Consider the following 25,582-nt stretch of genomic DNA (forward strand, 5'->3'; position numbering starts at 1 on the left):
CGTAACCCGCCTTTGGCTGTTGGAATTATACGTGAGGCGGGTTACGCTGCGCTAACCACACCCTACGTCAACTCAAATTTCAAGCAATACTGAGTTGGCTAGTCTAAAAAAATGCTTTAGGTATCTTAGTATCTTACCCGCGTTTTTTTAGACGAGCCAAAGCCTTCTTATTTTCTTTATTGCCCAAAATTCTCTTATTGTCTAAAAACAGAAATGGACGACTCACGATGGCGGATACGCAAAACCCAAACCCTTCAGACAGCACGCCTCATTCGGCCCAGCAAACGGACCAAGCCGTCGCCTCAGGCAATGCCTATGAGCTGATCAAACGCCGCTTAACTGAGCAAGGCAGCCGTCTACAAGCTCAAACAGCGACCCTTAATAATGCCCGCTTAGAAGAGTTTGGTAGCACACAGATGCAAGTCATCGCACGCACGCGTATTCGTACTGAATACAACTGCGTGGCACAGGACATGGTGCAAGTAGGCGACTATCTACTATTTGGCTACAACGTCTTTATGGGGCTCAAACGTGCCAGCAATATCAAAGACGTGCTATCGCTTTATCGTCTTATAGAGCCTGAAAATGACGATTTAGCATCGAGCACTGAGCAAAAGTATCAGTTAGAGGAGGTCGATTTAACGGGTACGTTTTTGGATCAAGATAACTTCGTCCAAGATTTCAATGAGCTGTATCGCTACTATAAGCAAACCCGCCTGATCCAAATCACCGTAAAAGACAGCAAACTGCTATTAGCGTTTCAGATCGGTGAGCGTATCACTGATATTCGGGTGTTTCGCTTTGCCTTAGACTTTAGCGAGGGTACGCCAGAACCGGCGCAGGTGGCCTATGTCGATAACCGCGGTGAGCGCGATATCGAACTGCCGCCCGCTTATGATTTTGAGTGGATAGAGACCACGCGTGAGCAGATGATCAATGGTAAATACCCGCACATGAATATCTTAGATACGATATTTGTGGAGACGGTCGGTGGTAATCTGACCATTAAGATTGAGAACAATACGCAGTCAGGTCAAGGTATCTATAATGAGCCTGTCAGTGATAGTACTCAATCGCTGACCGATGCGCAGATTCATTATGCCAAAGTTGGCAGTTTAATACTTCTCAAAATTCTACCTTATCGCGAAGATAATTACCGCTACTTTGTCTATAACACCCTGACCGAAGCGGTGCTACGCTTGGACGCTATCGGACAGTCTTGTGTGCAATTGCCTGAGGATCACGGCATTATCTTCCCAGGGGGCTATTACCTGCAAACGGGCGAGTATAAGCTGTTTGAGAGCAATAACGGCGATGGCAATACCAGCAGCGGTAATAACAAAAACCTAAAGTTTAAGCGCCGCATTGTCTCCCCAAACGGTGAGGATGTGCTGTTTTTGTTTTATGACAGAGACTTGGGCGTCACTGGGCTATTTGCCTACAACCTTATCAAAAAGCAGTTGGCCAATCCCATTTATTGTAACGGCATGGCACTGGCAGAGAATGGCCGTTTGGTGCTGTTCACGGCTCAAAGTGAGCCGTCACGTATTCACCCCATGCAGATATGGCACACGCCCTATGCGTCAGCCGAGTACATCAGTGAGCTGCCTGAGAGCACCAGCTTCTATGGCAAAATCGGCAATAAAGAACTGGTGCGCGGCATCTCTGATCTGTACAGCATTACCCGCCTGATCGACAATCAAAGCGTCTCACAAAAGCTCTATGAGGAATTAGCGGATAATACCAGTCGCTTATTCGATAACTACTATTGGCTATCCGAGCCTGATTTAAATGAGATTGCAGGTAGTATCCGCGAGGTCACCGAGACCGCTGAGCTAGTCATTGATGAGTTCGCCAAAGTCCAAAGTATCCAAAAGCAAACCCAAAAGGCATTAGCGGACGCCCAAGCCAAGCAAGATGAAATCCTGCGCCAGATAAAGATCACTACCTTTGAGTCTGCTAGCGATTATGTCGAGCAGTTATCCAATATCAGACGGCAAAAAGGCCATTTGGTTAGCTTAGAGGAGCTGCGTTATTTAGACAGTGACAAGCTGGAGTCACTAAAAACCCAGTTAGAGACTGCCGAGAGCGAGCTTGCCGAACAGACAGTCGTATTTTTAAGCGCTGATGAGGCGCTAGCGAGTTATGAGGGCATATTGGCGGATGTCAGCGAGCGCTTAAATTCCGCAGAAACCAATGCCGAGCTAAAGCCAGTATTAGATAAAATTGACGAGACTGCGCAAGGGCTTGATTTGCTCACTGAATTACTTGGTACATTAGATGTCGCTGATGCCACGGTGCGCACGCAGATCATAGATGACATCTCGACCATTTACTCAAGCCTCAATCAAAGTAAAGCTAAGCTCAATCACAAACGCAAAAATTTAGGTTCCGCCGAAGCGGTCGCGCAGTTTGGCGCGCAGTTCAAGCTGTTCGGTCAATCCATCGCCAATGCCTTGTCGATTGCCAATACGCCTGAGAAGTCCGATGAGCAAATGGCAAAGCTGCTGGTGCAATTAGAGGAGCTGGAGAGTCAGTTTGCTGACCCTGAGATCGGTGGCGGCGATCAGTTCTTAGCCGATATCATTGCTAAGCGTGAAGAGATTTACGATACGTTTGAGAATCACAAACAGCAATTGCTCGACGCCCGCAATCGCAAAGCGCAAAACTTAGGCGATGGTGCGCTGCGCATGTTAGATAGCATCAAAAAGCGTACGCAAAGTACAGGTGTTACAGGCTTCAAGGATGAAGAGTCACTCAATACTTACTTTGCTGCTGATGGCCTGGTACAAAAGGTACGCGGCATCGCTAAGAGCTTGCAAGAGATGGGCTTTAGTGTCAAAGCCGATGACATCGATGCACGACTCAAAGCGATTCAGATTGAGAGCTACAAAAGCCTCAAAGACAAGTCCGACTTGTTTGAAGAGGGCGGTCAAATTATTAAGCTTGGCAAGCACCGTTTTTCGGTTAATACTCAGCCGCTCGATTTGACCTTGCTCAGTCGCCAGCAGAATGATGGCAAGCGCGTACTAAATTTGCACCTGACAGGCACCGATTATTATGAAGTATTGGACAATGCCGAATTAAACGCTTTGCGTCCGTATTGGGATATCAGTATTGCCTCAGAATCCGATACGGTTTACCGCGGCGAGTATCTGGCTTATAGCATTATCGAGAGCGCAAAAAATAACCAAGACGGCATCACTGAGGCGCGCCTATATCAGGCTCTTGATGAAACGGACACTGCGAGTGGCATGGATAGCATTGACAACAGCCCACTTGCCAAACTAGTCAAAGCTTATGCTACGCCGCGTTATCAGCTCGGCTATGACAAGGGCATTCATGATCACGATGCCACGCTGTTATTGCTACAGATACTACCGACCCTACGCGAGGCGGGATTGCTCATTTATACCCCGCAAGTACGGGGATTGGCGCAGCTGTTTTATTGGCAGTTGGGTCTTGTGCAGGCGTTAGGGTTAGAGGGTCTGCGCCAATTTGGTTATGACAACTGGTTGAATGAGTCAGTGCTTACGCGCGCGCGCAACTGGACGGATAGAGCTGTGATTGCTGAGCAGTTGCGCCGCAGCCTCGGTAGTGATACTGCCAAAGTCTTGCTAGTAGAAGATATGACGCAGGTCATGCGCGAGTTTGTCGCCACTTACGACGGTAAGCAAGAGAGTGTAGAGGCGACCCTAGAGACACATTCGGAGCTAGGCGCTAGCAATATTCATAATGCCAATATCTTTAAACAAAGCTACGTGCAATTGGCTTGTGAGTATTTGGTCAGCGTCATGGGGCAGTCGGGTAGCCCTGATGTTGCAATAAACTGGCTGACCAGTCAGCAAGCGCAGCAATTATGCGAGCAGCTGACCCAAACGCTCAATAGCGCATCAAATGCTAAAGAGGCTGGCTTTGAACAACTCACATACGCAATCGGTAAGCTGGGCTTTCAACCCAAATCAGCCTATGAGCTACTAGCTACCTGGTTTCATGCCCTGCTGGATAAGACTTATGCCAGCAGTATAAATAACGACGATGCAGAACTCAGTGAAGAGCAGCGTGCCAAGCTAGACGAAGAACAAGCGCTACGCCAACAGCACTTAGATATCGGTCGCCACTACGTGCCCGAAGCGATTGCAATTTTGCTCACCCAATTAACAGATAGTCAGCGCGAAGCCTTGGTACAGCGTCTGATTGATTCTGGCGTGAGCTTGAATAAAGGCGCAGGCAACAAGGGAGCGACTAGCACGCCATCCACCTTGTCATTCTCAGCCGCTACCTCGCTGACCAGCCTTAATAATCCGCTCAATCAAGTGGCGAGCTTTGCGCGCAGTGTCGGTGACGTCTCACTTGAGATACAAGTTGATAACTTATTAGGCGAGCACGAGCGCATTCACAGCCAAACACTGACCTTTGCCGTCGATGACTTCTTAAGCCGTTTGCACCATCACGATACCCAAGTTATACCTGCTTACAAGCGCTATCTTGCCATGCGCTCAGAGATTTTGCACGACGCCAAAGAGGAATTGCGACTGGACGAATTTATGCCACGTCCACTGTCATCCTTTGTGCGTAACCGCCTGATTAACGAGAGCTATCTACCTCTGATCGGTGATAATCTTGCTAAGCAAATGGGAACGGTCGGCGAGGACAAACGTACCGATCTGATGGGCATCCTCATGATGATATCGCCACCAGGGTACGGTAAAACCACCTTGATGGAATACGTGGCGAATCGTTTGGGCTTAATCTTTATGAAGATTAATTGTCCTTCACTCGGTCATGATGTCACCTCCCTCGACCCCGAAAAAGCGCCCAATGCCACCGCGCGTGAAGAGCTGAATAAAATCAACTTGGCCTTTGAGATGGGCAATAACGTCATGCTCTATCTTGACGATATCCAGCATACTCATGCTGAGTTTTTGCAGAAGTTTATCTCTTTAGGCGATGGCACACGCCGTATAGATGGCGTCTGGCAAGGCAAAAGCAAAACTTATGATATGCGTGGCAAGAAGTTCTGCGTGGTCATGGCGGGTAACCCGTACACCGAAAGCGGTGAGGCCTTTAAAGTCCCTGACATGCTCGCCAACCGTGCCGACATCTATAATTTGGGTGATATCATGAGCGGAATGGAGGAAGTCTTTGCGCTCAGTTATATCGAAAACTCACTGACCTCAAACAAAGTCCTCGCACCACTTGCCAATCGTGATTTGAGCGACGTCCATCGTCTGATTAAGATGGCCAAGGCTGATAATGCCAATCTTGCACAAGCGCAAAGCAGCGAGCTGACCTACCCGTATAGCACCTCGGAGATTAACGAGATTATCGCTATCCTGCGTCATATGTTCACGGTGCAAGAGGTCATCCTTGACGTCAACCAAGCCTACATTGCCTCCGCCTCACAAGATGATAAATATCGCGTCGAGCCAATATTTAAACTGCAAGGCAGCTACCGCAACATGAACAAAATGACCGAAAAGCTATCGGCGGTGATGAATAAAGAAGAGCTAAACCAGCTTATCGACGATCACTATCTAGGCGAGTCGCAACTATTGACCCAAGGCGCAGAGAGTAACTTGCTTAAGCTTGCGGAGATGCGTGGCGAATTGACTGCGGATGAGGCCGAGCGCTGGGCACAAATCAAAGCGGACTTTTTACGTAATAAAGCTATGGGCGGGGAAGATGGCGACGTCGGTGCCCGTATTGTCGCGCAACTCGTTGATTTAGCCAGTGGCTTTAACGCTATCAGCAGCCAGTTTGATACTTACCTTAGCCAAAACGACCCTGAGCAACTCGCGCGTTTAAATGAGTCAGCAGAGCAAGCCAAACGAGATGCGCAGCTTGAAGCACAAAAACGGCTCGCCGATAGCGTTATCACAGGTTTTGTAAATAACGCCAAAGTCGTCAGCGAGAGCATCGATAGTGGCTTTGAGAAGAGCATCAACCAGCTCACGCAAATCTATAAGCATGACCACAATGCTGAAAAGGAAGAAAGCGAGTACCTCAAGCAAAATCACGACATGCAAAAAGCGTTGATGGTACAACTGGTCAGCGCGGTTGAACAACTAGCGCAGCAAATAGCTCAAAGTCTATCGACTAGTACTGACGATCAAGCTTTGAGCACTGATCTCACTGAGCAAACTGAGCTGATGACCAATGCGCTCAAACAAGCGCTAGAGCCACTCGCCATTCGCATGGATGAGAAAATCGCTCTCGATACCAGCACGGATCAATCTGGCAAACTCATCGTCAATAGCCTCAATCAGCTCAACAAAATCTTTGACGAGCATAGCTCATAGCAGACTTCGGGTGCGCTCTACGCACCCCTTGATAACTCTATAGTAGGATAAGGCGAAACATGGCGCATAAAAAGAAGAACGTCCGCAAAAAAGAATGTCCAGTGTGCGAGCGCGAGTTTAGCTGGACGAAGAAATTGGATAAAAACTGGGAAAGTATGGTCTATTGCTCCGATCAATGTCGAAGGGTAAAGACCTTTGAAAATGTCAGTCATCAGAAGTGAATGGCAAACACTAAGTTTGAGACTCACGGTGGTTGTAGGCTGGTGCTTTTAGCCCAGCTTTATATGAGACACAAGGCATGATTATGGCGCATAAAAAGGTAAACCTACCACAAAAAATCTGCCCGGTTTGTCAGCGACCTTTTACGTGGCGTAAGAAATGGGAGAAGGATTGGGAGCAAGTGATTTATTGTTCTGAGAAGTGTCGGCGGGGGAAGGATAAGACAGATTGAGCTGACATCAAGATAATAGAAAACCGCCACGTTTTCTAACCCAATGTTGCCAGAGGAGGAAGATAGAGGTGGCGGTGCTGTTGAAGCTATTATAGCAATGCTATAAATTTAATCAAGATAAGTCTAATAAGATAAAATATTTCAAAGAATATAAGGTAAATTATGAGTAAACACTTCGAACATTCAAGCTTTCGAGAGAAACTGATTGAACATTTATTTATTAGTGAAATGCTAAAGTTGTCATGGATAAAAGGTGATTGTCAGCTTGAAGTTATGAAACCAGAAGTCGATAACGCAGGTTGTGACGTTGTTCTGGAATATGACAATATCATCCGTCATATTCAGCTTAAAGCTTCAAAAATAGGTGGAAAAACTTCTAGACAGAACATCAATACTCGTTTAGCTAGTAAGCCCTCAGGATGTGTAATTTGGATAGTATTTGATGAAGATACATTAGAGTTAAAATCTTTCTACTTCTTTGGGTCTGAAGCTGGACAGCCATTAAACGGATTAGAAAATGCTAAAGTAGCAAAACATACTAAAGGTAATGCGGAGGGAGTAAAGGCTGAGCGACCTAACATACGCACTATTAATAAAGGACAATTCACTAAATACGACAGTATAGAAGCTTTGTACGATGTATTGTTCATTCCAAAATTCTAAACTAGTGATTGTTAGCCTTTATATGCTGAAATATTGATTCGCACAATTCTGTTGCTGATTGTGTTAGTTTCCATCGATCACTCTGCATCAGCTCAACTATGTCTTGGCAGAAACTAGTTTTACCCTTAATAGTGCCTTGGTTTCCATCTGAAAAGGAAAAAGACTTTTCATCAGCTTTTAGCTGAGGGAAAACTTCATTCGTACGCATTCTTTCTAAGACCCTATCAAAATATTTACCTATACCTTTAGGTGATGTTTGATAGCTATCTTTAAAATACCTTTCATATTCGTCGCTGAAAGCTAGCTTCGTCGTGTTCCCTTGATTAGCCAACCCATTATTAGGGCACAATTTGAAGAATTTTCTAATTAGTAAGTTTTTGGGTAATGTATTCTCAGTTTCTTTACCCTGAGTGATAACGATCTTATCTCCTAGCTGTTTTTCAAGTTCATTAAACCTAGGTTTTTCTTTCAAGTCAGCATCGGCTATTACTAAAGCACTTGATGTTGAAAGTACAGCGTATAACCCCTTATTCTTACTGCTATCAACTGATTTTAAAGAGTCAATCTCAAAATCCCAATGCTCTAAGTTCGAACCTTGATACTCCACAAACGTATAATGGTAACCATCGATAAAGCGTGAGTAGTCTTCCCATTTAGTTTTATCAATCTCTTTTAGCTCTTCTAGATATTTCTTTAAGTATTGAACAAAGTAGAGACGGTCAGTGATACCTTCTACCCAAATTGTGCAATTCGCCAAGAAGACTGAAGAAGGAGATACACCTAAGGTTTGTAATATAGTGCGGTCACCATCACAGCGCTTAATAACGGTTTCATATTTATTTTCTTCACCATTTCTGTGTTCTTTGTCCACACGGTATAAAGCAATTCGATTATCCTCATTAATCATATCAAGCAGATAGTTAGAGTGACTGGTAGCCATATAGTAGTGGTCAGTTTCGTTTAGCAAGAACTTCATCAATTGCTTAACATAGCCTGCGTGCAAATGCATTTCTGGCTCTTCGATGAAAAAAAAGGACGGTTCGGTAGTCAAAAAAGCTTTATAGGTAAGAATGACGATTTGCTGTAAACCATCACCAAGCTGTGAAATAGGGAATTGTTCTTCATTACCAATTTTAATTTCTATAGTATCGGTTTTTAAATAGGGAATAATGGTAATAGTTTCATTATTGAAAAAATAGTGAGACAATTTTTCTTGATAGCTTTGAATTCTTTGGCGTTCATCAGGTTTACCTAACAGTGAATCAGTTAGTAAACCAAAAAAATCTTCACCTGATATTATTTCATTTTTCTCAAAACTATAGTCAGTGAGTGTTCTAAAAAGTAAAGGGTAGTGTTCGGATTCATCATCAGTAGAGATTGTTTGTGAATTCAATTTTCTTAAGCTTCTCAAGCTGTCGATGTAGAAAAACATTAAAGATTTAAGACTTAAAGTGTCTAAATCATTCTGAAGTTCATTTAGGCCTTCAGTTAGCTCTTTTATTTTAACTATAAATTCTTTTAGCTTATGTTGAGGAGTTTTGCTAATTATTTCATATTCTAAAGTACCGTGTTTAATCGAACTAGTACTATACGTAAGATGCGCTTCAATCCTTTTTCTTATATCGACAAGTGAAGAACCAGTGCTTTGCCACTCTCTTACAATATGTTCTGAGCTATATAAAGAATTGTCTAATACTTCGAATTGATCACTTGAAGAGTACGAATTAATAAAACTGTTTATGATTAAGATGTAGTCTGTATAAACTTGAGGAGGTTTGAATTCTACACTATTTGTTTTTAGCTTGAATATAAGCTCTCTCATAAAACGACTTTTGCCAGAATTGTTGGCTCCAACTATTATATTCAAGCGTTTTAACTCGAATGGATTGTCTCGATTCAAGCCATCGCTCGAATCGAAATCCGTGTATCCTTCTTTAAACCAAAGCTTAATAATATCTTCCATGCATATAACCTATATTCCTACAAATTCGGATTTAACCACTTCTCAGCCGTCTTAATATCCCAATCCTTACGCTTAGCATAATCCTCTAACTGATCTCGGCTGATTTTTCCGACGTTGAAGTATTCACTCTCAGGATGCGAGTAATAAAACCCACTGACCGAAGACGCCGGCCACATCGCGTAGCTCTCCGTCAAAGTCGTACCGATAGCCTCAACCGTACCCAGCCAATCAAACAGCTTGCCTTTTTCCGTATGTTCAGGACAGGCAGGATAGCCCGGGGCAGGGCGGATACCGACGTATTTTTCTTTGATCATCTCATCATTGGTTAAACTCTCGTCGGCCTGATAGCCCCAATAGTCTTTGCGGATGAGCTCATGCAAATGCTCAGCAAAGGCTTCGGCGAGGCGATCAGACAGCGCTTGTACCATGATCGCGTTATAGTCATCGCCAGCTTCCTTATACTTATCAGCCAAGTCTTCAGTGCCAACGATAGAGACGGTAAATCCGCCAATATGATCGTTAGCGGATTCTAAAGGTGAGATAAAGTCTGCTAAGCTAAAGTTAGGCTTGCCACTGGCTTTATCGCTTTGCTGACGCAGATGCTCAAAGGTATGCGTGGCTTGTCCGCCATCTTCGAGCGCTCTGTCGTACACGGTAATCGTATCGCTACTGGTGCGACGCGCAGGCATAAGTTTAAACACGCCTTTGGCGACGATGAGCTTTTCATCGATCATCTTTTGCATCAGATCATTGGCATTATCGAACAGATCACGCGCCGCTTCACCAACCACGTCATCTTGCAATATTTTGGGATACTTGCCAGCCAGACCCCAAGAGATGAAGAACGGCGTCCAGTCGATATAGGGCAGCAAGTCAGTGATAGGGTAGTCGTCCAATATCACCTGACCGAGTTTGTTCGGCACAGGCGGGGTATAGTTGGCCCAATCATAATTAAAGCCCGCTTCAATCGATTCGGCATAAGACAGCTTAGCCGCTTTAGGTTGACGCTTCGCCAGACGTTCGCGTACTTTGATGTACTCTTCGCGGGTTTCATCGAGCAGCTCTTGACGGTTTTCTTTGGAGAGCAGTTTGGTGACCACGCCGACCGCGCGCGAGGCATCAGCCACATAGATGACACCATCGTTTTGGTATTGTGGTTCGACCTTGACCGCGGTATGCGCTTTAGAGGTCGTGGCACCGCCAATCATTAACGGCAGGGTCATGCCGCGCTCTTGCATTTGCTTGGCGACGTAGACCATTTCATCGAGACTTGGGGTAATTAGACCCGACAAACCAATGATATCGACTTTTTCTCTGATTGCAGTATCAAGGATAGTCTCACAAGGTACCATGACACCTAGATCGACGATGTCATAGCCGTTACAGCCGAGTACCACGCCGACGATGTTTTTACCGATATCATGAACATCGCCTTTGACCGTGGCCATCAGGATTTTACCTTTGACTTCGCCCTCGACCTTTTCCGCTTCGATATAGGGGTTGAGCCAAGCGACGGACTGCTTCATCACCCGCGCTGATTTGACCACTTGCGGTAAGAACATTTTACCCGCGCCGAATAAGTCGCCGACGATATTCATCCCGTCCATGAGTGGCCCTTCGATGACTTCTAGCGGTTTGGGGTATTTTTTCCAGGCCTCTTCGGTATCCGCTTCGATAAAGGTAGTAATGCCTTTGACTAGCGCATGGGCGATACGCTCTTCAACCGTACCTTCACGCCAGCTCATATCGACGGTACTGTCTTTTTTCTTGCCGCCGTCTTGGTAGTTTTCGGCGACGCTCATTAGGCGCTCGGTCGCATCTTGACCGCTCTCGCCTTGATTGCGATTGAGCATGACATCTTCGATAGCGTCGCGCGCTTCCTTTGGAATATCGTCATATAGCTCAAGCATAGCGGGGTTGACGATACCCATGGTCAGGCCATTTTGAATCGCATGAAAAAGAAATACCGAGTTGATGGCTTCGCGAATCGGGTTACCTCGGAAGCTAAAGGAGACGTTAGAGACGCCGCCTGATACCATCGCATTAGGTAGGTTGTCCGTGATCCATTTTGTGGCGTTGATGAAGTCTGCGCCATAATTGTTGTGCTCGGTGATACCGGTGGCGACTGCAAAGATATTGGGGTCAAAGATAATGTCTTCAGATGGGAAACCGACCTCGTTAACGAGTACGTCATAGCTGCGCTGGCTAATCTCAGTTTTGCGCTCAAAGGTATCGGCCTGACCGTCCTCATCGAATGCCATGACGATAACCGCGGCGCCGTAGCGCATACACAGCTTAGCGCGCTCAACGAATTCTTCGTGACCTTCTTTGAGTGAGATAGAGTTGACCACCGATTTGCCTTGCGTGCGTTTAAGTCCTTCTTCGATGATGTCCCATTTCGAGGAGTCAATCATCAATGGCACGCGGCTGATATCTGGCTCACCTGAGACCAAGTTGACAAAATGTATCATCGCCTGCTTGGAGTCGAGCATACCCTCATCCATGTTGATATCGACGATTTGCGCGCCGCCCTCGACCTGATCGCGGGCGACGTCTAGTGCCTCGGTATAGGCTTCAGTCTTGATCAAGCGCAAGAATTTCTTTGAGCCTGTGACATTAGTACGCTCGCCGACGTTGACAAATAGGCTATCAGGGGTGATGTTAAACGGCTCAAGACCAGACAAACGGCAGGCAGGCGCAATCTCAGGGATAACACGCGGCGAATAATTGGCGACCATCTCAGCGATTAGGCGAATATGTTCAGGGGTGGTACCACAGCAGCCGCCAACGATGTTTAAAATACCCGCTTTAGCAAAGCCTTCGAGTAAGGCTGTCGTTTGCTCAGGAGTCTCATCATATTCACCGAACTCATTAGGCAAGCCGGCATTGGGATGGGCTGAGACATGGACATTAGCAATATTGGAGAGCGTTTGAATATGCGGGCGCAGCGCATCGGCACCGAGTGCACAGTTAAAACCTACCGATAGTGGCTTGGCGTGACGTACTGAATTATAAAAGGCTTCTGCCGTTTGCCCTGATAGGGTGCGACCTGACGCATCGGTAATGGTACCTGAGATCATAATGGGTAGCTCAAACCCAATATCATCAAAGACGCCAGTGACGGCGAATATCGCAGCTTTGGCATTTAGCGTATCGAACACAGTCTCAATCAAGATAATATCAACACCGCCTTCGATCAGTGCAAGGGTGGCTTCGCGGTAGTTATCAACCAGCTGATCAAAGGTCACGTTACGATAAGCGGGATCATTGACATCAGGCGATAGCGAACATGTGCGCGATGTTGGACCAATGACGCCTGCGACAAAGCGCGGTTTATCAGGATTCTTTGCCGTAAACCCATCAGCGGCCTCGCGCGCTATCTGAGCAGCGGTGATATTGAGCTCTGGTACGAGGTACTCCATATCATAGTCCGCCATCGATAATCGCGTACCATTAAAGCTATTGGTCTCGATAATATCAGCGCCAGCAGCGAGGTGGTCATTATGAATATCTCTGATCATCTGCGGCTGCGTCAGCACGAGCAAATCATTATTACCACGTACGTCCTGCTCAATACCAGCAAAGCGCTCGCCGCGATAATCTTCTTCCTCTAATTTATAGGTCTGAATCTGAGTGCCCATCGCCCCATCGAGCATCAAAATACGTTTTGCCATTTCAGCTTCAATGCGGGTGCGTGCCGTAAGTTGTTGTTCTTTATAAGGGAATACACTAGGCGGCGTTAATACAAAATCATCGCTAGAAGTAGTGGTTTGCTGCTTGCTATCGTTTTGAGGCGTTGTCGATGTCATAGGAGTAAGGCTTATGTTATTGATGTTATAAAGGGATAAGTGCAAAAGCGCAGAATTAAAAGTTAGCGCATTTTAACATGAAAATTGGCGTATTCGAGCAGGCGTTGCTAGCCATACCCTTCTATAAGCATTTTAAGCGGTTTACGAGAGTGAGCAAATAAAGAGTAAGTTTCTACAAAATCTGCTAATTAGGGTAAAAAACAGACATAACTTACAGGGGTATTACAAAAAGTAGCGTAAACACAGAGTGACACTTCGAACCAATATGTTAATTTACGTTTATAAGGATTTGCTTCTCATTAGTACTACTTATAAGTTTGTTGAATATGATTAAAATTTTTAATCAAGTTCTCTTAACTTTGAGAATAACTACCTTATATAGGACATACTAAGCATATAACCGTTAATAAAATAATCAGGGATACGAATATGAAACTTACTAAAATCGCTACAATCAGTACTTTAGCAGTGTCTTTATTAGGATTGAGTGCCTGTAATAATATGATGGCAGCTGACTCTATGCCTATGAAAACGCCAGCGCAAAAACAAGCTATGCAAAATCAGACCATGTCAGATATGAATGTCGTTCAAATTGCGCAGAGTAATGCTGATTTTTCTATCTTAGTAGAAGCGGTGCAAGCTGCAGGTTTAGCTGGCGCACTGTCTGATACGAGCGCAAGCTATACCGTATTAGCCCCAACCAATGCCGCCTTCGCTCAAGCACTACAAGAGACTGGCATGACAAAGGCGCAACTCTTTGCAAACAAGCCATTACTGACCAAAATTCTGACTTATCATGTGATCAAGGGTAACACCCCAGTATATCAAAAGCATGTGAAGCCAGGTAACTATACTATGCTGAGCAACGACACTCTTGTCATTACGCCACAAGGTAAATTGATGGATGAGATGGGTCGTACGACGAGCATTATCAAAACAGATATCGCAGCGAGCAACGGCGTTGTACACGTTATTGACAGAGTTTTAATGCCACAATAATTACTGTATTAGGTTAAGTTAATAGCGCAGCTAAGTTGATAGCGTAGTCAGATCAATAGACTACTAAATTGATTGTAAGCCATTACTGTAAAAGAGCTGATGTCTCGGTAGATGTCAGCGATTCATTAAACCATCCGCTTGTTTTGTTTAATCCATCCATTCATCAACACAAAGTCTAATCCATCATTTGTACGGTTACTTATCTATAAATGGGGTATGACTCAATTTTGTTTTAAAAGGAAATTTTTATGTTAAAGAAAACATTTTTATCACTAGCTATCGCGGCATCTGCAGTAACTTTAGTTGCCTGTAACGATACCGAAACCGTTGTTGAGCCAGTCGAAGAGCCAATGGTTGAAACTGAGCCGATGGTCGAGACTGAACCTATGGCAGAGCCAATGGTAGAAGCCGATCCTATGGCTGACACTATGGCAACTCAAAGTATTGCTGAAATTGCAGCAGGTAATGACAATCTAACTATCTTGACTGCAGCATTACAGTCAGCTGGCCTAGATACTATGCTAATGGATGCAGGTACTTATACGGTATTTGCCCCTACTGACGATGCGTTTGCACCAGTACTTGAAAAGCTTGGCGTCACTAAAGAAGAGCTTTTAGCAAACACTGATTTGCTAAATAGCGTACTGCCTTATCACGTCCTACCTATGGTCGTTATGGCAGCTGAGATTCCATACGGTACAGATGTTACTACCGTAAATGGTGCTACTATCAATATCAGCGATGCTAACGTTATCACTGATGCAGCGGGTAACACTGCTAATATTACTGGTACCGATATTATGGCGACCAACGGCGTAGTGCACACTATCGATGCGGTACTCATGCCAGAGTAACTATTGGTTTAGATAACTGTTATTTTATACGATTACTATTTAATACGAAAAAAGCCCAGCTCTAGTAGTTGGGCTTTTTGTTGTCCATCTTTTTATAGCTTATCTTTTATATCTTTGAATGGTTTATACAACATCCACAAAAAAGCCCGAAACTTAATCTCGGGTTTTTTTTGTGTTAATACGTAGAGATTACTTAAGATCTTTACGTAATGGATCAGCTGCAACTCTTTGCTGCTCTGCTAGATGACGCTCTTCCCAATAAGTCGCGTTTTTGATACCAAATTTCTTAGGATCAAAGACGAATCTTTTAGAAGTTGTACCGCCGCCCGCTTTGAGCTGTGCTTCGTAATCGCGTAGGATATCGATAGCAGGACGTGCCACAAAGAAGATAACAATGATACCGACGATATTGAGCCAAGCCATCAAGCCAACACCAACATCACCAAGACCCCAGATATAACCTGAGCTGTTGAGCGCGCCGTATGCCACCATAAACATGATGATAAGCTTAACGATGAACTGACCGGCTTTACTCGCGCCGCGACCCATAGAGCGGGTGAGGTAGGAGATGTTCACTTCAGCGATGTAGTAGTATGCCAAGATAGTAGTAAAGGCAAAGAAGAATACCGCTACCGCAATGAACGTGTTACCAAAGGTGCCGTAGACTGATTCCATCGCCATTTGTGTAAACGATGGTGAGTTAATCTCAACAGTCGCCGCGACGTTTTGAACCAAGAACTGACCATCAGGTAACTCGCCTTGGATGTTGTACATGCCAGTAGACAAGATCATAAAGGCAGTTGCAGAACAAACAAGCAGAGTATCAACGTAGACGGAGAATGCCTGTACTAAACCCTGCTGCGCTGGGTGATCGACCGCAGCTGCTGATGCAGCGTGAGGGCCTGTACCTTGACCGGCTTCATTAGAGTAAATACCACGTTTCACGCCCCAACCAATAGCGGCACCAAAACCTGCTTGCGCGGTAAAGGCATCACCAACGATAGCACCGAATACTTGTGGAATCATGCTAAAGTTTGCAAACATGATCAGTAGCGCAAGAATAATATAACCGACTGCCATAAACGGAACGGCATACTCAGTAAAGGTTGCGATACGCTTGATACCACCAAAGATGATAAAACCTAAAACCACTAGGATAATACCAAGAGCGATTAGGCGAGTTGATCCTGTTTCCATACCCATGAAGTTCATTGCTGAGCCTTCACCTGCAACCTGAGCCACAGCGTTGATAACACCATTGGCCTGTACGCCGGGTAAGAACACACCACAAGCGATGATCGAAGCAATGGCAAACAAGATACCATACCATTTTTGACCCAAAGCACGCTCAAAGTAGTAAGCTGGACCACCGCGGTACTCGCCAGTGACCACGTCGCGCTCTTTGTAGATCTGACCTAAGGTTGACTCAACATAAGCGGTTGAGGCGCCCAAAAAGGCCACAACCCACATCCAGAACACCGCACCAGGACCACCAAAACCGATGGCAGCGGCGACCCCTGCAATGTTACCCATACCAACGCGGCCTGCCAGTGATACGGCTAGGGCCTGAAATGATGAGATACCTGCATTGTCAGGTTTGCCCTTAAATAGTAGTCTGATCATCTCCCCAAACAGGCGAACTTGAACAAAGCGCGTTAAGATAGAATAGAATAAACCTGCACCTAAGCATAAGTAAATGAGTGCCGGGCTCCAGATAATTCCGTTTGCTAGATTGACTAAACTTTCCATATTATATATTCCTAAAGCTGTCTCAATAAGCCTTGACTCAGTGAACCTGCTGTTAGCTTCAAGCAAGTCCCTAAGTGTTTTTTGTACTATTGAGAGTAGGCTATGGTTGTCTGTATTTATCTACCAAGATTAGTATCGATATTAAATAATGACATCAATATTGATATTAGACTCAGTGGTATCGACACCAAGTTGCTAACGACAAAACGAGCAACAAGACATCAATAGATAAAAAAGGGAATGTTGAAAGCAAATGCATAGTATCGCTACTAGGCATCTAATATATTTTACACTGTAATGGATACTTACATTTGCATTTAATAAAAGTAGTTATTTTGAATAGTAATTGACTAAAAATAGTATACATATCAAAAGCTTGCTTACTACTAATGCCAGCTATATAACAAATTAACTACCAAATGTATGCAAACCATACAGTAACGTAACTGCAATTTGCCATATTTTTACTTTAATTACTAGAATTTTCTGTGAATTACAAAGGTTAAAAGTGATTAAATAAACAGGTGTCTATTAAGTTTTGGTAAAGTATGATTAAACGGGAGTTTTAGAGCTTATGACTGTACTTATCAATACTCTTTTAACTAGTCTTATCCTCTACCATGCAGTACTAATAAGCTCTTAGACAAATAATTAGTACGAGAGCTTATCTGATGACGCGGTTGTGTTTTGGTAACGGCGAATTGTAAAAGTCTAGTGATGACGTCATCATTACCAGCATAAGCTACTGGTGATGATAACTTATGATTTAGGCTATGAAATCTATGCCAGTTTGCTCAACAACTACTATATAAATAATGACTAACGATTAACAATCAGGAGCGACCTTTATGTCACGCAACTCTTTTATAAAACCTATGCTACTCTCAGCCGTACTAGCAACCTCTACTATTGGTCTGTCAGGCTGTGGTTATAACAACTTACAATCGCAAGACGAGCAAGTAACCGCGTCTTGGTCTGAGGTGGTCAACCAATATCAGCGCCGTGATGATTTGGTGCCAAATCTGGTCAAAGTGGTGAAGCAATACGCTGATCAAGAGCAAGAAGTATTCACAGAAGTGGCCGCCGCGCGCTCACAAGCAGGCGGCATTACGGTAACGCCTGAGCTACTCAACGACCCTGAAGCGATGGAGCGTTATGCTGAGGCGCAGTCGCAGATGACAGGGGCGTTGTCACGTTTGATGGCAGTGTCCGAGCGTTATCCTGAGCTCAAATCTGATGCTTTGTTTCAAGACTTGCAAGCGCAGTTAGAAGGCACTGAAAACCGTATTGCAGTTGCGCGTAATCGCTACATCCAAGAAGTTCAAGGCTACAACACTACAGTACGCCAGTTCCCAACCAATATCACTGCCAAAGTGTTTGGTATGGATACCAAGCCCAACTTCACGGTTGCTAACGAAGACGCAATATCTACTGCGCCCGATGTTGATTTTGGTGAGTAGTGCTTTATAGCAATATGGCAACTAGACTTATCGTTTGACTCAATCTATAGATGGTAAATACATTATGCAAAATCTAAAACCATGCTTGACTGCCATCCTCTTAGCGTGGGGCAGCCTATATGCGCCAATAAGTTTTGCAGATGATGTGGCTACTAGTCAGGCAGGGGCAACAGAATCATCGGCAAACCTGCAAAACCGTAGTGTTGAAGAGCTAGTAGCCATCGCTAAGGCGGGCGAGTCTAACGAAGCCATTAATGATGCGGTACTGGGTAATGATGCGATTAGTGGCACCGTTTTAGGTAATGAAGCTTTGGGTAACGAGGCGATCGCGCCCAATGCTAATAATGATGCTGGCGCAAATCTGCCTGCGCCGACGCCTATTCAATCAAATGCGCAAAGTGTCGATGCTGATAAGCTAATACTGAACAACCCAGTCGTTGACCAGGCTAATATCCTAAACCCACAAGAGAAGCTACGCCTAGAGGCGCAACTGCGTAATATCTATCAACAAGGCTACGCGCAAGCCGCTGTCGTCATTGTACCGACAACTAACGGTCTGCCTATATTTGACTATGCTCTGCAAGTCGCTGAAAAATGGCAGTTGGGTAATGAGGCTATCGATGACGGCTTACTGATCGTTGTCGCGGTCAACGATAGAGATATGTATATCTTGACAGGTTACGGGTTAGAGGGTGTATTACCAGATTCAGCGGTCAATCGCATTATTCGCGAGGATATAGCGCCGCTATTTAAGCAAAATGATTATGCAGGCGGGCTACTGGCAGGTATCGGCGCGCTTGAGACTCGCCTAACTGCCGATCCTGAGGTACTGGCACGCGCTGATGCGCAAGCCGAATCTCGCAGCGCACAACAAAGCTCGGAGGAGAGTCCGTCCTCGGTATTCTTGTTTGTGATGGCTATGGTGTTTGGTAGCTTTATCACTAGTATTTTTGGACGCGTCTTTGGCTCTATCTTGACCGCTGGCGGCTTTTTTGCAGGCTCTTTGGCGCTCGGTGGTGGGTTCTTTATGACTCTTATCATGGCAGTGTTTTTGTGGATGTTCCTCATCTCGCGCGGCTCAGGCGGCGGCAAAGGCGGGCGCGGTGGCGGCGGTGGCCTGATATTTTTACCTGGACTTGGCGGCGGCGGTAGCTTCGGCGGCGGCGGTTTTGGTAGTGGTGGCGGCGGCTTCGGCGGTGGCGGTGCTGGCGGCTCATGGTAGAGTGAGTGCGACTTTAAACAATAAAATACTTCTTTAAAAGTCGTTATGCTCAAAAATAACACATTTAGAGTTAGCGGCTTTGAAGATAATCGGGCATATTAGATAATTGCCTATTTGAGGAAATATTATAATGGTACAACATACCCCGCCGCAGCCAAGCCTTGCTCGTCTTTGGCGTCAAGCTGTCTTTGTTCCTATGCTCCATAGCAGATGGCTCACAGCAGATGCCAAAGCGCGCTTAACAGCTAAGGTTACCGAAGCGGAGCTTGGGCATCGCGGAGAGGTGTTCTTGGTCGTTGAAAATCATTTACCTATCCAAGAGGCTTACCGTATCAATTCTCGCGTGCGGGCTGTTGATTTGTTCAGCGAGTATAGGGTATGGGATACCGAAGAGAACACAGGCGTTTTAGTCTATGTCAATATATGCGAGCATAGCTTAGATATCGTCGCCGATCGCGGCATCAGCGCCCATGTCAGTCCAACCGTGTGGCGCGCTATGTGTGATAAGGCGCTAGCTGGTATCGCCAATCAAAAGATGGAAGCGAGCTTGATTGAGCTATTAGATGAGATCGGACAGCTATTACGTCAGTACTATCATCTCGAAGACGATCCTGAAGGCAATGAGCTGTCCGACACTGTAGTGTTTTTAAAATAAAGTTTTTAGCGTTGATATAGTAAGTCTAAGAGTGCTTGATAAAATCCTTTAAAAGTATAGGCAATACCTCTCCCGCTTTTGCTGTAAGCGTAATATCGACTACCGTGTTCGGTGTTGGGTTTGGGTTGATTTCTATGAGTTTAGCGCCGTTTTGTTTGGCCAGCTTTGCTAGTCCCGCAGCGGGATAGACGAGGCTTGAGGTGCCAATACTCATAAATACCTCACAGCTTGCGGCTGCCTGTTCTGCTATTTGCCACGCCTCTACAGGTAAGGCTTCACCAAACCAAACAATATCAGGTCTGATGTAACCTGCGCAGTGCGGGCAGGTGATTAGCTCGTCGTTAGCATATTGATTCTCTTTATTTATACCTTTTATCTTATAAGGTTTATCACACTGATGACAGCGATTGCGCCATAGATGCCCGTGCAAATGCGTCACCTGAGCGCCTGCTTGTTCATGTAAATCATCGACGTTTTGAGTGATGATTGTAATGTGCTGATGACTTTGTTTAACGCTTTGCTGCCACTGAGCCAAGGCTAAATGCGCAGGATTAGGCGCTTTATCCTGTACCAGTTGTCGACGCCATTGATACCATGACCAAACCATTTTTGGATCACGATCAAAGGCAATAGGGCTGGCCAAATCCTCAGCGCGATAATTCTCCCACAAGCCTGTCTGCTTATCTCGAAAGGTGGGGATACCGCTTTCAGCTGAGATACCTGCGCCCGTTAAGATACAGATGCGCTTAGCTGATGTTAATAATTTAACCGCGTGCTGTTGTTGAGCTACTAACTGCGTTGATAATTCTGCTACCATAACCTAACCCTCAATAATGGATGACAGTGTTTATGATAGACGGAATATGGTGGCTTGTCATATTGCTAAGCGTAGCCATTGGGCTGTGGCTGTTTGCCAAGTCGCGCGGCGCAAAAAAGGGCGAGGGGCTTTATCAAAAATCGGCTCGCGGGCAAGCAAAAAAACAAAAGATACCTATTAATGATAGCTTGCAAAAAACCGCCTTATTATTAAAGCAGTACTTCCCAGATTATGTGGTTAAGCAAAAAGCCAATCATTTGCTCGTGAGTAAGCAAGATAAAAAAGTTGCCATGATTGCTATTGATAAAAAACTCGCTACGGGTCAACGCCGTTTGGGCGAGGTGCCAGTGATTAACTATCACCGCGTCCCAAGCCGCGATCAGCTAGCTGCTAACTTGCAGGATGCGCAATAGTTTTGCGTAAGCTTGAAGTGGTTCGATAGAGTGCTGTTAGCAGTATTTTATAAGTACTACTAAATTCTATCAAAAACATAATAGGGTTTGAGTAGCAGGTAATGCAAAGAGAGGGTAGTACAGAGCAAGAGAGAGTAATGCAATAAATGGTGCGCTCGACAGGGATCGAACCTGTGACCCTCGGCTTCGGAGGCCGATACTCTATCCAACTGAGCTACGAGCGCTTAGTATTTACGTACGGCGACATAAATTTAAGACCGCTTAGTCTAGCAAATAAAGCGGCTAAAACCAATAAGCGATGCAGGCTATCCTCATTATTTACGAAAAAACAGTCAAGTCAACAAACAGGCATGGCAATCTACCATCCTTTTCCCTTATAATGTTAGGGACAACGAATTTGATCCATATTCACCGATTACAATTGTGTCAAAGCATGCAAAGATTATTTATTTTTGATACCAGTACGCTGGCTATCAAATAATTTTTTTGCCTATTTGCCATTTGTATATGTAATAAGAGAACGTGACGAATGAGAAAAGTAGTGATGTTATCGGCAGCTGCCATTCTAGGGATTGCTAGTATCGCGGTGAGCCAAGCTGAAGAAGTTGTAGATACAACGACGGTCTCTGAGGTAGTAGAGGCCCAAGAAGTCGTTGAAAACGCGCCGCAGGTGCTCGGTGATGACGTACAAGCTGCTGCTGATACGACGGATGCTGCGCCTGTTGATGAGACGGCAGTAGTAGCGGATGAAGACGCAGAAGCAGGCGAGGCGGTAACCGCGCAAGCGGCACCTGCTGAAGAAGAGCCTATTCCAGAAGATACCCCGCAAGTTCAAAAGCTGGTTGCGCTTTACCCCAATCTGGTTGCTCGTATTCAGCCTGTAGGGCGCGTCTGTTTTGAAGAAGGCGAGATCTGTGATGTAACCGTCAGAGCTGCTAGCGCTTCTGCTGATGGTGGTCCACGCGATGGTGCTGCAGTATACAATGCGGTATGCCAGACTTGTCACGCTTCAGGCCTACTTGGCTCGCCAATGCTAGGGGACGCGGGCGCTTGGGGTCCACGTATCGCGAAAGGTGCAGATACGCTATATACCCATGCGATTCAAGGTTTTAATGCCATGCCAGCTAAAGGTGGTGCTGATATTCCTGATGAAGAGGTTCAAAACGCGGTCGACTATATGATTGCTGAGGCCAGCTAAGATAGTTTTATTTCTGCTAAACATCATAGTGAGCACTTAGGTAGCACTAGTTATAAAGTTAATCTTAGAATTAAAAGCGTCTATTTCATTAATGAGGTAGGCGCTTTTTTGTAGTCCTTATTTGCTGATTGATATTATCAATATCGTCCTTGCTATAATGTGCGCTTGAAATACACTGCAGGCAGCCTCACTTTAAGAGCTACATTATTTATTATAATAATAAATTTTACTATTTATTAAAGAGGTCGTCATGTCAGAGGTACCAGCACTCACCGTTCGAGATTTATCTAAGACTTACGATAATGGATTTTCAGCTTTAAAAGGTATCGACTTGACCGTACCACAAGGTGGATTTTTTGCGTTGCTTGGGCCTAATGGTGCTGGTAAATCGACCATGATTGGTATTATCAGCTCGTTATTTAAGCCAACTACTGGCAGCGTGCATATTTTTGGTACAGATTTGCTAGAGAATCCATCCGTTGCCAAGCAGTATTTAGGGGTCGTGCCGCAAGAATTTAACTTCAATATGTTCGAAAAAGTCGAAGATATCTTGATTACTCAAGCAGGTTACTTTGGTATATCAGCTAAAGAAGCTAAGCCGCGAGCCAAGCGCCTATTGACCGCTCTTGGATTATGGGACAAGCGCGACAGCAAGTCACGTGAGCTATCTGGCGGTATGAAGCGCCGATTGATGATTGCACGCGCGCTGATTCATAAGCCTAAGCTTTTGATCCTCGATGAGCCAACCGCTGGCGTCGATATCGAGCTGCGCCGCTCTATGTGGGAGTTTATGCAGCAGATTAATGTCGAAGAAAACACTACGATTATTCTGACGACGCATTATTTGGAGGAAGCAGAGCAGCTGTGTAAGCGCATCGCTATCTTAGATCATGGTGAGATTCGTATTAATACCGAGATGAAGGACTTGCTTGCGCAGTTGTCTGTTGAGACTTTCGTTTTTGATTTGTCAGTACCTGTCGATCACCCTATAAAGCTTACTGATGTCACCGAAGTTGCACAGCCTGATAGCTTAACCCTTGAGGTGACGCTGACAGAAGGCGAGTCGCTAAACGGCGTCTTTACTCAACTCTCTGATCAGGGCATCACTATCGCCAGCATGCGTAATAAGTCTAACCGCTTAGAGGAGCTGTTCATGCGCCTAGTAGATCAAAATATCGATAGCAAAGACAGCATGAAGGAGTCAGGGTTATGAATAAAAAAATAACGGTAGACCCAAATGAGACCATGTCATGGGGCAAAAAGTGGATTGCTTTTCGCACTATTTTACTCAAAGAGATACGCCGGATTTTGCGTATCTGGCCGCAAACGCTGTTGCCACCAGTTATTACTATGACACTGTACTTTATTATCTTTGGTCGTATGATTGGCGATAGAGTGGGTGAGATGGGCGGCGTGCCTTATATGCAGTTTATTGTACCTGGCCTTATCATGATGGCAGTAATTACTAATAGCTACTCAAACGTGGTCTCTAGTTTTTTTAGTGCTAAGTTCACCGCTAGTATTGAGGAGTTACTGGTCTCGCCAGTCTCCAAACATGCGATATTGGCAGGTTATGTCAGCGGCGGTATCTTTCGCGGACTAGTCATTGCAATTGTGGTCTCTATCGTCGCGCTGTTCTTTACGGACTTGGGCGTTGAGCACTTATTTGTCACTATATTCACCGTGCTTGGTACTTCGATATTGTTCTCGCTTGGCGGTTTTATTAATGCGGTGTTTGCACGCTCTTTTGATGACATCTCTATTGTGCCAAGTTTCGTTCTCACGCCGTTGACCTTTTTGGGTGGGGTGTTTTATTCGATGGAAGACTTATCAGAATTTTGGCAAAATGTCTCCTTACTCAACCCAATTGTGTATATGGTAAACTCATTTCGCTATGGTATTTTAGGTTACTCTGATGTCAATGTGTTCTATTCGATGGCGGCGATTTTTGCCTTTTGTGTGGTGTTCTATGTGATCTCTTATCGCTTACTAAGTGATGGTTCACGGATTCGGTTGTAGTTTTATTGGTTTGTAGTTTTAATATTAAGCGCTAAAGGTCATTTATGAGTATCCACGGTATTTTAGGCGAGCAGACCACTGATTATCCCACTGAGTATAGTCCACAGACGCTATATCCCATCGCCCGTAGTATGGGGCGCGCGGCAATTGGCTGGCAGGATGATAAGCTTGCTGTCGGTGTTGACTGGTGGCAGGCGTTTGAGATGTCATGGCTCAATGTGCAAGGTGTCTCGCAAGTGGCGATAGCGCGCTTTAGTGTTCCTGCAAGCTCGCCGTATATCATTGAGTCAAAGTCACTTAAGCTGTATTTAAACAGTATTAATTTTACTGAGTTTGCCAGCTGGCAAGAAGTGCAAACTTTGATTACCAAAGACTTATCCGCCTGCGTACAAGCGGACGTACAAGTTGAGCTATTTGCCTTAGATGGTGAGCCGTCAGAACTCATGATTAGCCAACCTAAGGGCATTTGTATCGATAATGCTTTGGCTGATAGCACAGAAAAAGTTGCTTTAACCTTGCATCCTGACGCTTCGTTATTGCGAGGTGACGCGCAGAGAGCAAGCAGTGATAGTAGCGCGCCTGTTAGCTTTTTCTCCAACCTACTGCGCAGTAATTGTCCAGTGACCAATCAGCCCGATTGGGGCACATTGGCGGTTGAGATAAGCAGTGATCTAGCGGTAGATGACGCGGCTATGCTACGTTATATTTTAAGCTTTAGGCAACACAACGGCTTTCATGAGCAGTGCGTGGAGCAGATATTTGCAGATTTAAGCGAAGTCTATCAGCCAAGCCAGCTTATGGTCAGAGCCTGGTACACGCGCCGCGGCGGTATCGATATCAATCCTTGCCGCGTTAGTGATATGAGTTTATTACCTAAACCGAGTCGTCTGATTCGGCAGTAAAGAGTAAGGTCTATTTAGACAAGTTGTTGATAAATTGGTGCTCTGTGATTTAAATGACCCACAAAAAAGCGCCTATCTTACACATTCAAAAATGTAAGATAGGCGC

Annotated in this window: 18 protein-coding genes and 1 tRNA gene; 14 read left to right on the forward strand and 5 right to left on the reverse strand. The window is 45.1% G+C overall.

Annotated features, from left to right (window positions below; genetic code table 11):
- Positions 1 to 227 precede the first annotated feature (227 nt).
- The 4 genes from ACTXGE_RS06350 to ACTXGE_RS06365 all read left to right on the forward strand — a co-directional run bounded on the left by ACTXGE_RS06350 (position 228) and on the right by ACTXGE_RS06365 (position 7,416).
- A complete protein-coding gene (locus ACTXGE_RS06350) occupies positions 228 to 6,302 on the forward strand; it encodes a DNA repair ATPase (protein ID WP_443542621.1) in 6,075 nt (2,024 codons plus the stop codon).
- Positions 6,303 to 6,361: 59 nt separating this feature from the next.
- Positions 6,362 to 6,523: a DUF2256 domain-containing protein gene (locus ACTXGE_RS06355; RefSeq protein WP_443542619.1), complete on the forward strand. Its 162-nt coding sequence runs from the start codon at positions 6,362 to 6,364 to the stop codon at positions 6,521 to 6,523.
- Positions 6,524 to 6,606: 83 nt separating this feature from the next.
- A complete protein-coding gene (locus tag ACTXGE_RS06360; RefSeq protein ID WP_443542617.1) occupies positions 6,607 to 6,753 on the forward strand; it encodes a DUF2256 domain-containing protein in 147 nt (48 codons plus the stop codon).
- A 162-nt stretch (positions 6,754 to 6,915) separates the two neighbouring features.
- Positions 6,916 to 7,416 carry a hypothetical protein gene (locus ACTXGE_RS06365; protein ID WP_443542615.1) on the forward strand — a complete coding sequence of 167 codons (501 nt, stop codon included), beginning with the start codon at positions 6,916 to 6,918 and terminating at the stop codon, positions 7,414 to 7,416.
- A gap of 1 nt (position 7,417) precedes the next feature.
- Here the strand turns inward: ACTXGE_RS06365 and ACTXGE_RS06370 are convergent, their stop codons facing one another.
- Positions 7,418 to 9,379, reverse strand: coding sequence for an ATP-dependent nuclease (locus ACTXGE_RS06370; RefSeq protein ID WP_443542614.1), 1,962 nt, complete (start codon positions 9,377 to 9,379; stop codon positions 7,418 to 7,420).
- Between the two features lie 17 nt (positions 9,380 to 9,396).
- Positions 9,397 to 13,188, reverse strand: a complete 3,792-nt coding sequence (metH, locus tag ACTXGE_RS06375) for a methionine synthase (protein WP_443542613.1) — start codon at positions 13,186 to 13,188, stop codon at positions 9,397 to 9,399.
- Positions 13,189 to 13,617: 429 nt separating this feature from the next.
- Here metH and ACTXGE_RS06380 point away from each other — a divergent pair, with 429 nt between their 5' ends.
- Together ACTXGE_RS06380 and ACTXGE_RS06385 are read left to right on the forward strand one after the other, a co-directional pair.
- On the forward strand, positions 13,618 to 14,187 hold the full coding sequence (locus ACTXGE_RS06380; protein ID WP_317200836.1) for a fasciclin domain-containing protein: 570 nt from the start codon (positions 13,618 to 13,620) through the stop codon (positions 14,185 to 14,187).
- Positions 14,188 to 14,435: 248 nt separating this feature from the next.
- A complete protein-coding gene (locus ACTXGE_RS06385) occupies positions 14,436 to 15,041 on the forward strand; it encodes a fasciclin domain-containing protein (RefSeq protein ID WP_435950327.1) in 606 nt (201 codons plus the stop codon).
- A 189-nt stretch (positions 15,042 to 15,230) separates the two neighbouring features.
- Here ACTXGE_RS06385 and ACTXGE_RS06390 read toward each other — a convergent pair whose 3' ends face one another.
- The gene (locus tag ACTXGE_RS06390; protein WP_317200838.1) at positions 15,231 to 16,790 is read right to left on the reverse strand and encodes an alanine/glycine:cation symporter family protein; all 1,560 of its coding nucleotides are present in this window, start codon (positions 16,788 to 16,790) and stop codon (positions 15,231 to 15,233) included.
- Between the two features lie 848 nt (positions 16,791 to 17,638).
- On the opposite strand from ACTXGE_RS06390, the gene ACTXGE_RS06395 reads away from it, so the two are divergent.
- The 3 genes from ACTXGE_RS06395 to ACTXGE_RS06405 all read left to right on the forward strand — a co-directional run bounded on the left by ACTXGE_RS06395 (position 17,639) and on the right by ACTXGE_RS06405 (position 20,127).
- Positions 17,639 to 18,250, forward strand: coding sequence for a LemA family protein (locus tag ACTXGE_RS06395; protein WP_317200839.1), 612 nt, complete (start codon positions 17,639 to 17,641; stop codon positions 18,248 to 18,250).
- A gap of 64 nt (positions 18,251 to 18,314) precedes the next feature.
- Positions 18,315 to 19,472 carry a TPM domain-containing protein gene (locus ACTXGE_RS06400; protein WP_443542659.1) on the forward strand — a complete coding sequence of 386 codons (1,158 nt, stop codon included), beginning with the start codon at positions 18,315 to 18,317 and terminating at the stop codon, positions 19,470 to 19,472.
- Positions 19,473 to 19,602: 130 nt separating this feature from the next.
- The gene (locus ACTXGE_RS06405; RefSeq protein WP_435950330.1) at positions 19,603 to 20,127 is read left to right on the forward strand and encodes a TPM domain-containing protein; all 525 of its coding nucleotides are present in this window, start codon (positions 19,603 to 19,605) and stop codon (positions 20,125 to 20,127) included.
- A gap of 25 nt (positions 20,128 to 20,152) precedes the next feature.
- Here the strand turns inward: ACTXGE_RS06405 and ACTXGE_RS06410 are convergent, their stop codons facing one another.
- Positions 20,153 to 20,944: an SIR2 family NAD-dependent protein deacylase gene (locus ACTXGE_RS06410; RefSeq protein ID WP_443542609.1), complete on the reverse strand. Its 792-nt coding sequence runs from the start codon at positions 20,942 to 20,944 to the stop codon at positions 20,153 to 20,155.
- A 32-nt stretch (positions 20,945 to 20,976) separates the two neighbouring features.
- On the opposite strand from ACTXGE_RS06410, the gene ACTXGE_RS06415 reads away from it, so the two are divergent.
- Positions 20,977 to 21,357 carry a hypothetical protein gene (locus tag ACTXGE_RS06415; RefSeq protein ID WP_443542607.1) on the forward strand — a complete coding sequence of 127 codons (381 nt, stop codon included), beginning with the start codon at positions 20,977 to 20,979 and terminating at the stop codon, positions 21,355 to 21,357.
- 147 nt (positions 21,358 to 21,504) lie between these two features.
- Here the strand turns inward: ACTXGE_RS06415 and ACTXGE_RS06420 are convergent.
- Positions 21,505 to 21,581: transfer RNA gene (locus ACTXGE_RS06420), tRNA-Arg, on the reverse strand.
- 305 nt (positions 21,582 to 21,886) lie between these two features.
- Here ACTXGE_RS06420 and ACTXGE_RS06425 point away from each other — a divergent pair.
- From ACTXGE_RS06425 to queF, 4 genes are all read left to right on the forward strand, one after another.
- Complete coding sequence (locus ACTXGE_RS06425; RefSeq protein WP_435950333.1) at positions 21,887 to 22,555, forward strand: c-type cytochrome; 669 nt, start codon at positions 21,887 to 21,889, stop codon at positions 22,553 to 22,555.
- Between the two features lie 250 nt (positions 22,556 to 22,805).
- Positions 22,806 to 23,768 (forward strand): ABC transporter ATP-binding protein, encoded by a 963-nt coding sequence (locus tag ACTXGE_RS06430; RefSeq protein WP_317200845.1) that lies wholly within the window; start codon positions 22,806 to 22,808, stop codon positions 23,766 to 23,768.
- 32 nt (positions 23,769 to 23,800) lie between these two features.
- The gene (locus ACTXGE_RS06435) at positions 23,801 to 24,574 is read left to right on the forward strand and encodes an ABC transporter permease (protein WP_317200862.1); all 774 of its coding nucleotides are present in this window, start codon (positions 23,801 to 23,803) and stop codon (positions 24,572 to 24,574) included.
- A 44-nt stretch (positions 24,575 to 24,618) separates the two neighbouring features.
- Complete coding sequence (gene queF, locus ACTXGE_RS06440) at positions 24,619 to 25,476, forward strand: NADPH-dependent 7-cyano-7-deazaguanine reductase QueF (RefSeq protein ID WP_443542605.1); 858 nt, start codon at positions 24,619 to 24,621, stop codon at positions 25,474 to 25,476.
- The last annotated feature ends 106 nt before the right edge of the window (positions 25,477 to 25,582 follow it).

This window comes from Psychrobacter sp. T6-4 (assembly GCF_052258425.1).
GTDB lineage: Bacteria > Pseudomonadota > Gammaproteobacteria > Pseudomonadales > Moraxellaceae > Psychrobacter.

What these genes read in the sequence shown, in the direction of transcription:
- ACTXGE_RS06350 (WP_443542621.1), top strand. Translation starts at nt 228, where the DNA reads ATGGCGGATACGCAAAACCCAAACCCTTCAGACAGCACGCCTCATTCG.
- ACTXGE_RS06355 (WP_443542619.1), top strand. Translation starts at nt 6,362, where the DNA reads ATGGCGCATAAAAAGAAGAACGTCCGCAAAAAAGAATGTCCAGTGTGC.
- ACTXGE_RS06360 (WP_443542617.1), top strand. Translation starts at nt 6,607, where the DNA reads ATGGCGCATAAAAAGGTAAACCTACCACAAAAAATCTGCCCGGTTTGT.
- ACTXGE_RS06365 (WP_443542615.1), top strand. Translation starts at nt 6,916, where the DNA reads ATGAGTAAACACTTCGAACATTCAAGCTTTCGAGAGAAACTGATTGAA.
- ACTXGE_RS06370 (WP_443542614.1), bottom strand. Translation starts at nt 9,379, where the DNA reads ATGGAAGATATTATTAAGCTTTGGTTTAAAGAAGGATACACGGATTTC.
- metH (WP_443542613.1), bottom strand. Translation starts at nt 13,188, where the DNA reads ATGACATCGACAACGCCTCAAAACGATAGCAAGCAGCAAACCACTACT.
- ACTXGE_RS06380 (WP_317200836.1), top strand. Translation starts at nt 13,618, where the DNA reads ATGAAACTTACTAAAATCGCTACAATCAGTACTTTAGCAGTGTCTTTA.
- ACTXGE_RS06385 (WP_435950327.1), top strand. Translation starts at nt 14,436, where the DNA reads ATGTTAAAGAAAACATTTTTATCACTAGCTATCGCGGCATCTGCAGTA.
- ACTXGE_RS06390 (WP_317200838.1), bottom strand. Translation starts at nt 16,790, where the DNA reads ATGGAAAGTTTAGTCAATCTAGCAAACGGAATTATCTGGAGCCCGGCA.
- ACTXGE_RS06395 (WP_317200839.1), top strand. Translation starts at nt 17,639, where the DNA reads ATGTCACGCAACTCTTTTATAAAACCTATGCTACTCTCAGCCGTACTA.
- ACTXGE_RS06400 (WP_443542659.1), top strand. Translation starts at nt 18,315, where the DNA reads ATGCAAAATCTAAAACCATGCTTGACTGCCATCCTCTTAGCGTGGGGC.
- ACTXGE_RS06405 (WP_435950330.1), top strand. Translation starts at nt 19,603, where the DNA reads ATGGTACAACATACCCCGCCGCAGCCAAGCCTTGCTCGTCTTTGGCGT.
- ACTXGE_RS06410 (WP_443542609.1), bottom strand. Translation starts at nt 20,944, where the DNA reads ATGGTAGCAGAATTATCAACGCAGTTAGTAGCTCAACAACAGCACGCG.
- ACTXGE_RS06415 (WP_443542607.1), top strand. Translation starts at nt 20,977, where the DNA reads ATGATAGACGGAATATGGTGGCTTGTCATATTGCTAAGCGTAGCCATT.
- ACTXGE_RS06425 (WP_435950333.1), top strand. Translation starts at nt 21,887, where the DNA reads ATGAGAAAAGTAGTGATGTTATCGGCAGCTGCCATTCTAGGGATTGCT.
- ACTXGE_RS06430 (WP_317200845.1), top strand. Translation starts at nt 22,806, where the DNA reads ATGTCAGAGGTACCAGCACTCACCGTTCGAGATTTATCTAAGACTTAC.
- ACTXGE_RS06435 (WP_317200862.1), top strand. Translation starts at nt 23,801, where the DNA reads ATGTCATGGGGCAAAAAGTGGATTGCTTTTCGCACTATTTTACTCAAA.
- queF (WP_443542605.1), top strand. Translation starts at nt 24,619, where the DNA reads ATGAGTATCCACGGTATTTTAGGCGAGCAGACCACTGATTATCCCACT.